7 protein-coding genes are annotated in these 9872 nt (G+C 49.2%); 6 read left to right on the forward strand and 1 reads right to left on the reverse strand.

Annotation, left to right across the window (positions count from 1 at the left end; all coding sequences use genetic code 11):
* The first annotated feature begins 98 nt into the window (after positions 1 to 98).
* Both HMPREF2955_RS07415 and HMPREF2955_RS07420 read left to right on the forward strand, forming a co-directional pair.
* Complete coding sequence (locus HMPREF2955_RS07415) at positions 99 to 1061, forward strand: hypothetical protein (RefSeq protein WP_070722299.1); 963 nt, start codon at positions 99 to 101, stop codon at positions 1059 to 1061.
* Positions 1062 to 1269: 208 nt separating this feature from the next.
* A complete protein-coding gene (locus HMPREF2955_RS07420) occupies positions 1270 to 3324 on the forward strand; it encodes a hypothetical protein (RefSeq protein WP_070722301.1) in 2055 nt (684 codons plus the stop codon).
* Between the two features lie 143 nt (positions 3325 to 3467).
* Here HMPREF2955_RS07420 and HMPREF2955_RS07425 read toward each other — a convergent pair whose 3' ends face one another.
* A complete protein-coding gene (locus HMPREF2955_RS07425) occupies positions 3468 to 3977 on the reverse strand; it encodes a hypothetical protein (RefSeq protein ID WP_246830093.1) in 510 nt (169 codons plus the stop codon).
* Positions 3978 to 4548: 571 nt separating this feature from the next.
* Here HMPREF2955_RS07425 and HMPREF2955_RS07430 point away from each other — a divergent pair.
* The 4 genes from HMPREF2955_RS07430 to HMPREF2955_RS07445 are packed head-to-tail and all read left to right on the forward strand — an operon-like array spanning position 4549 to position 9495.
* Positions 4549 to 6432 carry a phosphoethanolamine transferase gene (locus tag HMPREF2955_RS07430; RefSeq protein ID WP_070722327.1) on the forward strand — a complete coding sequence of 628 codons (1884 nt, stop codon included), beginning with the start codon at positions 4549 to 4551 and terminating at the stop codon, positions 6430 to 6432.
* A 16-nt stretch (positions 6433 to 6448) separates the two neighbouring features.
* A complete protein-coding gene (locus tag HMPREF2955_RS07435) occupies positions 6449 to 7606 on the forward strand; it encodes an acyltransferase family protein (RefSeq protein ID WP_210401291.1) in 1158 nt (385 codons plus the stop codon).
* Between the two features lie 12 nt (positions 7607 to 7618).
* A complete protein-coding gene (locus HMPREF2955_RS07440; RefSeq protein ID WP_070722302.1) occupies positions 7619 to 8626 on the forward strand; it encodes an acyltransferase family protein in 1008 nt (335 codons plus the stop codon).
* Entirely contained in the window at positions 8623 to 9495 is an 873-nt protein-coding gene (locus HMPREF2955_RS07445; protein WP_070722304.1) for a decaprenyl-phosphate phosphoribosyltransferase, read from the forward strand. The genes HMPREF2955_RS07440 and HMPREF2955_RS07445 overlap by 4 nt, the downstream gene beginning before the upstream one ends.
* The last annotated feature ends 377 nt before the right edge of the window (positions 9496 to 9872 follow it).

A 9872-nucleotide genomic window follows, 5' to 3' on the forward strand; every position in this document is an offset into this window, starting at 1 on the left:
GAAGTATCAATACGGCGAATTTTGGATGCTTACCTTTCTTGGCGTAATAAGCAAAATTTTACTACATTTGCACACACTAGCCCACATTGAAATTAATAATGAAAAAGCTTACATTTGCACTTTCCCTCATCGCAGCCACCTTGTTAACGGCTTGTTCGGGAAACAAAAAGGCCGACACAAACGGCGCAGGAAACGACTCGATTACTGCAAAAAAAGACAGCATATCGCTGTACGTAGAGGAAGAAGACAAGACAGACTACTCGAAGTTTGCCGCTCAACCCACTCGCATAGACACCACTATTGGCGATTGGGAAATACATATACGCGAGTTTTACGATGGCAGGAAGGTTAAGGTAGACAAGCTAACCTTTGGCGACTACTCCGTAAAGGTGAACATCTTTAAAGGCGGCAAGCCCGTGTTTAAGGACTACAAACTAAACTCTAAGGGGGTAGCTGGCTCAAATTACTTTAAAGACTTTGTCCTAACCATTGGCGAAGAGGTTTACGTTACCGAAACAACCGTGTACCTACTCCTAACCTTCGGCGAGCCCGAAACCTGCAATCACAGCAAATACAACTTGGCTTTGTGCGCCGATGGGCAAGTAAGGAAGTACAGAACATCCGTAGAAACCGACGAAGGAGACATGGATGGATATGTCTTTGACGTCTACAACTTCTACACCATGTACGTAAACGAGCTTACCCAAGCCAAACCTAACGCTGCTGCCATACAGAAAGTGCTGAACAAATACTGCACAAAAGCCTTCGCACAAAAGCTGCAAGGCAAGACCATTAAGAACAACCCACTGCTCTGTCCTGGAAAATTCGAGTACAAGTGGCTGACTTCTTTCGCCGTACACAGCAAAGAAGAAGGCAGCACCTCGTGCATCGTAAACTTCGAAATGCCTGGTGGAAAGAAAGTATATAAACGACTGCAAGTGCAGCCGAAACCCAAATCGGACTACGAATACATCGTAGGCGGCGTGTCTGAAGCCACAGAATCAGACATACCCGTAATAGATTATGGGGAAATGTGCGGAGGAGGAGAAGAGGAAGAATAAGCAAATTTCCCCCCTCCAACTACGGCAAACCAACTAGCACTTAGCACCCCATCGCCCTGCCATCAGCTGGGCGGTGGGGGCTAATGTGCATAAGGCCTAACGCGCTGTACATCGTCTTTTAACTCCAACAAGGGGAACAGGGCAAGCTTTCGCATAGTCATTCGTGTCCCGACTATCAGCCAAAACAGAACGCCATAACAACATAACAATGAAACTGCACAAGAAACCAGCATTGCTTTTAGCCCTACTTCTCATGCCCCTGCATGGGTTGCAAACCAGCGCGCAACCCCAACCTGCGCCCTCAACGCAGCTCTTACCGACGGCAACGCCCACCTTATGGGGGGCAAACGCAAAGACATACGCGGGCCACTTGCCCGTGCATGTAGACAGCGGACGTATATATATGGAGATACCCACTGCCTGCATTGGGCGCGATGTGCTTATCAGTGCACAAGTAAACCGCGGTTTCGATTTCAATGCTCACCCCATAAAGTCGCTGGGCGTGGTGCAAATTGTTGCCCCTAATGACGAAAGCATCCTTCTAAAACCACTGAAAAACGTTGCTGAAGGCGAAATAATGGCAGTGAAAAATGAGGCCGATCGGGGCATCGCGTACCCTGTTTTGGGGCGCACAAAGGCAGGAGCAGCCATCATCGACATTACCAACGAACTGCTAACGGGCAAGCAATGGTTCAGCTATCAAGAGCTGTACACCATTCGCGAGATGGTTCCCGACCTCTCTTCGCTGTTGGATGTAAAGGTCAACAATGGCATAACGCAGTTTCGCATAAGGCGTTATCACGGGCAACAAGCCGAAGAGGGCAACTTTTCTAGCTCGATGATTGTATTGCCTGAGGCTAGCGTTCCCTTGGAGTTAAGTTGTTGTGTACAACTTCTTCCGCAGACTTATGCCCCCATAAGGCTGGCAACAAAGGGCGTTGAAAATCTTACCGTGCCCACCGAAAGCACTTCGCCAACCGCCAAAAACAACATGCCCATCCAGCGATGGGCACTCAATCGTCCGCTAACATTCTACATCGACAGTCTGTTTCCGCCCCAATACATCGGTGCAGTAAAGGCAGGCGTGGCAGCATGGAACAAGGCGTTGGCCGATGCCGGCATACCCAACGTGCTGCAAGTTGAACAGGTTACGCCCCAAACAGACGTCACCCAACCGCGCATGTACGTTTCTTTCGAGCTTGGTCATCATGAAACTACGAGCGAAATGCTGTGCCACCCACTCTCTGGCGAATTGTTACGCGGTTGGATTAATGTGGGTAAAGCCGTGTTGGAGGGCAGGAAGCTCGACTATTTCCTTTACCTACCCCACTTCGACATGCGTTTTTGGGACGAGAACAGCACCGATGCCATTGTTCAAGAAACCATTCAAGGCAGGGTGATGGCGCAGGTGGCGCAGGTGCTGGGCATATCTACAGAAACCGATTACGGACCAAGTGCGTTGCAACTAACCGATGCCGACAGGCGTGCTGTGGCCTATGCCTACGCCACGGCGCAAGGGAACACGCCCTACGAGCAGCGTGCCGACCTGATAAAACGCCTTTCCATCAAGCCGCAAGCCGCAAGTGGCGATACGCCTGCCTTTGACAAGCGCGTGCAGATAATGGACAACGTGTTGCAACTGATGCCACAAATCGACCAAAAAGCCAACATGGCGAAGTTTAAAAAAGAACAAGGCTTTGCCCTATGGCATCTTTATCGCGATGCCGTGGGCACGTACGGCGAGCAATTGGTGGCCTTATCCGAAACTTTCTACAAGGAGAAACCATCGCCGTTGCAACGCACGGCCATGCGTTTGCTGTCGAAGTATATCATGCTAGCCGATAGTGGACTAGAAAGTAAGCGAATAACCGAAAACCAACTGACCAGTAAGGGGGAGGAACTAAGCATGTCGCTGGATGGCGTTTTCAGCAACTTGTTTAGTACCGACACCTTCACCATGCTGCTAAAACAAGGCACAAAGAGGGGCGGATACGGCATTAACGAACACTTAAGCATATTTTGCAACGCCCTTTTCAACAGCATAGAAACAACGCACATGCCCTCAAACTATTTGGCCAACCTGCAACTACGCTACATAACGGCACTGAACAAAGCGGCGAAAGATGCGCATAAAGGCAGCAAACTGCAACTATGGCTACAACGCAAGATAGCAACCACGCGCACGATGCTGGCAACGATGGCACAAAAATGCAACTCGAACGAGGGAAAAGCATGGTACAAGCTGTTGCAAAATAGGCGTTAGCACAACGCCTTTCGGTAAACGTTCTTTACGAGTCAACCTGTGTCCACCGCTCCTTTCCAAAGAAAAACCCAATACAACTAAAGCTTTTAAGTGTTGGGATTTTCAGGTTTAAAATCGGGTACGAGCGCTCCATGCCCTCCTCATTAGAAGAAAGGCTTGTCCATCAGCGGTTTCAACACATCTTCGTACAAAGCTTTTCTGTCTATTATCTCTCTAAATTCATCGCCCACTTTCTGAAACGGAGGGATAATACAGATGATGTAAGCACAGCCGTCTATAAAGTATGGAACGGCATACAAGGGTGCTTTGCATTCTTCAACCATAAATTTTTCTCTCTTAAAAGCACTGATGCTCCACCGCGTTTCGGCAGACTTGAAGGCCATGACGCTTATTACATCTTTCTCTACGCCGTCTCTAAGCAGCCACACATCCTTTACCGTAACCCAAAGCGCGTGCCTCTGCCAATTAGGATTCATGCCTTTCATCACAGCTTTTATCAGCCATGTATTGCCTTTGTTTTTGTGTCTGCCGGTAAAAGCCTTGCCCGTCCATCGCAGTGTGTCGGTGTTCTCAACAGATAGTACACGAAAACTTGGCGTATTGGCCGCTCTGGCGGAGTCTATCTGCTGTGTCGTGTCTGTTGAAGTCGGCATGGTTTGTGCTTTGCAATTGCAAAACATACCCATTAGGCATATAATATGTAACGCTAATCTCTGCATCATTAGATCATTATTTTGTTGTAAAGTTAACATTTTTTCTGCTTGCCACTCAATATCTTGCCTTAATTATCCTTAATTGTATGGGAGGGGCAGTTGACGAGTTGACGAGAATAGTTTAAGTTGAGGAGTTGACAAGTTGACGAGTTAACGAGAAGATTTTCAGTTGACGAGTTGACAAGTTTTTTCTATTGACAAGCTAACAAACGGGCAACTACATTTAAAATTCTAGATGCCAAGCCTAACACTTACAGCAAAGCACATTACGCTTTTTCACCTTTTGAGAAAAGGAGTGAAAAGTGCAATTGTTCCCTTTACGAAACAAATTAAACGCTTGCATTGGCGGTTATCAATGATAAAAAGTGTAAATTTGCATAACATTGCGAACAAACACCGCGTTCTCTAACCATGCGCAGACGTGTTTCATACGGCACACAACAGGTTTGTACAAGCTGTTGTGCGGCTAAACGCGGCAATGAATACACATAAAAAAGACGAAAGAAAAGTAATGACCTTGACAGTATTGAGCAAAAAAATCTTTGGCTACGTGGTTAAACCCCTACAAATCAATGCGCCGTTCTTCGTGTCGATGTACCTCTTGGGCGTGATTTGTGCGTGGCTAACCCTCCCCCACAGTGCAAACGAGAAAATCTACAGGCACCTTTACACCGAGCTACTGGCAGACCTCTACACCCTTTGCCTGCTTTTAAGTATCTTGCCACAACGTATCCGCCCGTGGGTTCGCGGCGTTCTATACCTTATCTTATACCTAACGACGGCCGTCGACGTGTTTTGCCGCGTTCAGTTAGATTCCGTCATCACCCCCACCATGTTGCTTTTAGTGGGCGAAACCAATGGCCGCGAGGCCACAGAGTTTCTTTCCAGCTACCTTTCTTTCAGCATTCTGTTTAGCAAATTTGGGTGGATTGTGCTTTTCGCCCTTTCCCATTTGGCCTATACGTTACGCCGTTTCGCCCCCAAACGGTTGAAAGCGGCCTGCCAAAAGCTTTCGGGCAAGTTTCCCACCATCAGCACACCATTGGCCAACAAGCTCAAAAAGTATGCCCCCATCGGCTTTACAGGCATTCTGATTTGGAGCTTTTGCGTTACCGCCGGCAACAAAGTGGCCCTTTGGAAACTGATGCATGGCAAGAGCGTTGGCGAAGTGGAACACATGCTTACCGAGCAAAACCACGGAGAATGCTACCACCCTGTGCACCATTTAATGTTCTCGATATATGCCAACTCATTGGCATCGCAACAGCTAAACAAGCTCATTGCAGCCTCCAAAACGGCAAAAGTAGACAGCTGCACGTACACCAGCCCGCACATCGTGCTGATTATCGGCGAGAGTTTCGGCAAACATCATTCGCAGCAATACGGATATGTGCAACCCACAACGCCACGGCAAATACGCCGCGAACGCAGCAAACAACTGGTGAAATTCAACGATGTGGTGTCGCCTTGGAACCTTACCAGCTACGTTTTCAAGCACGTTTTTTCGCTCTACGATGTGGGCGACCGCGGAGAATGGTGCGACTATCCGCTCTTTCCCCAACTGTTTCGCAAAGCGGGCTATCACGTAACGTTCATCACCAACCAGTTTTTGCCCCAAGCAAAAGAAAACGTTTACGATTTTAGCGGCGGCTTTTTTCTCAACAACCCCACGCTGAACAAGGCCATGTTCGATACGCGAAACGACAGTTTGCACATCTTCGACGAAGACCTGGTGCGCGAATACGCACGCTTAAAGTCGCAAGAAGGCCGGCACAACCTCACCATTTTCCACCTCATTGGGCAGCACGTAGGGTACAAATTCCGCACGCCAAACGACCGCCGGCGATGGAATGGCACCGACTACAAAACACTTCGCCCCGACTTAACCCCCGGTCAGCGCAGTGTCCTGGCACTTTACGACGATGCCGTGCTATACAACGACTCGGTGGTAGACCTTATCGTCAAGCAGTTTGAAAACGAAGATGCCATCGTTATCTACATGCCCGACCACGGCGAAGAATGCTACGAGGAAAACCGCGGCATTGTTTGCCGCAACCATTCGGCCGCCATCGACTACCCCTTGGCCAAATACGAGTTCGAAATTCCTTTCTGGATATGGTGTTCGCGAACCTACATCGCCCGTCATCCCGACATCTATCGGCAGATACAAAACGCGCGCAACCGACGTTTTATGACCGATGCCCTACCCCATTTGCTGCTCTATCTGGCCGGAATAAAAACCAAGAACTATCGCGAAGAGAACAACTTGATTAGTCCGAAGTACAACGAAAATCGGCCTCGAATACTCAAAGGCACCACCGATTACGACAAATTGCCGCGCCCCAAGCCCCAAAGTGCGTCGCCAAACATTGGCCAACGCCTTGCAGCACATTAACCCCACACCCATCATTATGCCACAAAACGAGCAACATACAGAAGAAAAAAACGCTGTACAAGCCAGGCAACAACAGGCCACGGCGCATGCCAACAGCCACGCAGACAAGCCCACTAGCGAAAAAAATGCCGCTAGCATCAATGCCTGTATGCGCGGTTTGGCCATCATTGGCATATTTTTGCACAACTATTGCCATTGGCTTGGGTCAATAGTTAAGGAGAACGAGTACACCTTTAACGCCGAAAACGTAACGCGCATGAACCATGCCTTGGTGCATCCCGATGCACATTTGCCCATGCACTTGTTGTCGTTCTTCGGCCATTATGGCGTGCCGGTGTTCCTTTTCCTCAGCGGATATGGCCTTTTCAAGAAGTATCACGGCCTTCAAGTGCCCGTGGGCAAATTCCTGTTTAGCCATTATCTTAAGCTGTTTCGCATGATGGCGGTGGGCTTTGCGCTCTTTATCGCCGTGGATACGCTTAATCCTCCCAGTAGGCATTACGATAGTTTGAAGGTTATCTCTCAGCTATTGATGTTCAATAACCTGCTGCCCCGTCCCGACAAAATAATTTGGCCTGGTCCTTTTTGGTTCTTCGGGCTGATGATGCAGTTCTATTTGCTCTATCGTTTGGTTCTTCATCGCCGTCATTGGGGCATAACTGCGTTGCTTATGGCCCTGTGTTTGATTGTGCAATTGCAGCTTCCGCCCCTAGACGAGGTAATGAATCGCTACCGTTACAACTTCATGGGCGGCATGCTACCCTTTGGTTTAGGCTTGCTTTATGCCCAGTTTCAAAAGTCGGCCACGCTGTGGGGCGACGACAATGTTAAGCAATCGGCCGCCCTCTTAGTGTGCATTGTCCTGGCTTATTATCTCTGCCAGAGTTTCGTGGGGTGGACTTTCGTCCCTGCCGTTATATGCTGTGCAGCCCTCTTAACCGCCAAATTGTTGGCCCGCACCCCTGTAATGGCGTGGCTCTATCGCGCCCTGTGCTGGATGGGCGGCATCTCGGCGGCTCTCTTTGTAACCCATCCCGTCACCCGAAAGCTCATCATCCCCATCTCACGTCATGGCCAACCCTACCTCGGATTGCTGCTCTACATCGTGGCATCCGTTGCTTTGGCCTGGGCTACAGATAAGCTTATCAGGCGCATTCCGCTACCCAAACGTTAACATCCGCAACCAATGACCCCAACAACCACCAGCATCCGCTTTGCCAACATCAGCCTACATCGAAGTGAACTAATGGGTTTGGCCATGATAGCCATTGTGCTTTTCCATGTCAGCTTGCCCCGTTTGTCGCCCTTCTATGGGCTTTGGCGTATGGGAAACATCGGTGTCGACGTGTTTCTTTTCCTTAGTGGCGTGGGACTTTGGTATGCCCTAACAGGCAACAAGTCGCTCAAACGTTTCTTCACACGCCGCTATCTGCGCATCTATCCCACGTGGTTTCTCGTGGCGTGCCTTTACTATGTGCCGCGCTTTTTGCAAGGAGCGAAAGGACCAAAAGAAGTGATAGACCTTGCTGGCGATGTGCTGGTGAATTGGGATTTCTGGCTACACGATGAGTTAACGTTTTGGTATATCCCTGCCACAATGATGCTCTACCTCTTCGCTCCGGCCTATATCAAACTCGTAAATCGCCATCCTGCCTACCGCTGGTTGCCCGTTTTGATGATTGTTTGGTGCGTGGCCGTGCAATGGGTAAGCCCCATACACAATGCAGTTGGCCACATCGAGATATTTTGGAGCCGCGTTCCCATCTTCTTTATCGGCATCAATTGCGGTGCGTTGGTAAAGCAAGGACTAACACTCAGCCCCCAAAGCGTTTGGCTTTTGCTGGCTGCCGCGGTGCTCTCTCTTGGCGTAGACATCTATTTAGAGCAGACAAGACACGGACTTTTTCCGCTTTTCATCGGGCGGATGCTCTACATCCCCGCCACGTTCAGCCTTGTTTTGCTATTGGGAAACTGGCTTACGGCTGTTCCGCAGCGCATAAAACGCGGTCTGCGACTGGTTGGAACCGTGAGCCTAGAAATGTATCTGCTGCACGCCCACTTCGTATTGGTGTACATAAAGCGGCTGCAATGGGGCTATTGGTCCACGTTCTTGGCCTGTTTCGCCATCACGCTTCCCCTGGCATGGCTGCTAAACAAGGGGATGGAACAACTAACAAAGCGATTTGAAAGATGAAAAAAACGCTCTTACTTATTCGTCCGCAACAATGGATTAAGAATGGGTTTGTACTCATCCCCATGTTCTTTGGCGGACGACTGCTGAATGTCGACGATGCCATCGCAAGCGTCGTTACTTTCTTTGCATTCAGTTGCGCGGCATCGGCTATTTATTGTTTCAACGACATTGTTGACGTAGATGCCGACCGCCGACACCCCGTAAAATGCCACCGACCCATTGCATCGGGCGCGGTAAGTGTGCCAACGGCCTATGCCTTAATGGCCGTCTTGGCGTTGTTGTCGGCCTTATTGCTGTTCTTCCTACCCCAACGGGCAGGCGAAACGGCAGGCATCGTGGCCTTTTACTTCTTGCTTAACATGGCTTATTGCATCTGGTTGAAACGCCATGCCATCATAGATGTGTGCACAGTGGCCTTTGGTTTCGTGCTACGAATACTGGCTGGCGGCATGGCTTGCGACGTGGCGGTGAGCAATTGGCTGGTGTTGATGACCTTTCTGCTTGCGCTTTTCCTGTCGTTTGCCAAACGGCGCGACGACGTTTTGCGCATGAACGAGACGGGCGAACCGCCTCGCCGCAACACCATACGCTACAATATCACCTTCGTCAACCAAGCCATCACCATTACAGGTACCGTTACTTTGGTGTGCTACATCATGTACACGGTGTCGCCCGAGGTGGTCAGTCGGTTCCATGCACCCTACCTTTACCTCACCAGCATTTTCGTTTTGGTGGGTCTTTTGCGCTACATGCAGCTCACAGTGGTAGACAAAGTGAGTGGCGACCCTACCAAAATACTACTCCGCGACCGATTTACGCAAGCCATTGTGGTGGCATGGATCATGGCGTTTCTGTTGATCATATACTAGGAGTAAAGGGAGTAAGGAGGTAAGTTGAGGAGTTAAGAAGTTAAGGAGTTATGGAGTTAAGCCAAATGCCTTTAAACTTTTAGGAGTTAAAGGAGGTAAGGAGTTATGGAGTTATGGAGCTAAGCCAAATGCTTTTAAACTTTTAGGAGTTAAGCCAAATGTATAGGTGGTGTTAGGCTAATAGGATAAGTCTGACTTGTCTGACCAGTCCGACTTGTCCGAAAGCTAGAATGAACTAGAAACCTAGAAACCGCTAGACACCTTTTAAAGGCGTTAGCCATCTTTTCACTCTTTCACCTTTTCAAGGCGTTAGCCATCCTCTCACCCTTTCACCCCTTCACCTTTTAAAGGCGTTAGCCATCTTTTCACCCTTTCAC

Origin of the sequence: Prevotella sp. HMSC073D09 (assembly GCF_001814145.1) — a bacterium.
Lineage (GTDB): Bacteria > Bacteroidota > Bacteroidia > Bacteroidales > Bacteroidaceae > Prevotella > Prevotella conceptionensis.

Coding starts and splice junctions, on each gene's coding strand:
- HMPREF2955_RS07445 (WP_070722304.1), top strand. CDS start 8,623: ATGAAAAAAACGCTCTTACTTATTCGTCCGCAACAATGGATTAAGAAT.
- HMPREF2955_RS07440 (WP_070722302.1), top strand. CDS start 7,619: ATGACCCCAACAACCACCAGCATCCGCTTTGCCAACATCAGCCTACAT.
- HMPREF2955_RS07420 (WP_070722301.1), top strand. CDS start 1,270: ATGAAACTGCACAAGAAACCAGCATTGCTTTTAGCCCTACTTCTCATG.
- HMPREF2955_RS07430 (WP_070722327.1), top strand. CDS start 4,549: ATGACCTTGACAGTATTGAGCAAAAAAATCTTTGGCTACGTGGTTAAA.
- HMPREF2955_RS07425 (WP_246830093.1), bottom strand. CDS start 3,977: ATGCCGACTTCAACAGACACGACACAGCAGATAGACTCCGCCAGAGCG.
- HMPREF2955_RS07415 (WP_070722299.1), top strand. CDS start 99: ATGAAAAAGCTTACATTTGCACTTTCCCTCATCGCAGCCACCTTGTTA.
- HMPREF2955_RS07435 (WP_210401291.1), top strand. CDS start 6,449: ATGCCACAAAACGAGCAACATACAGAAGAAAAAAACGCTGTACAAGCC.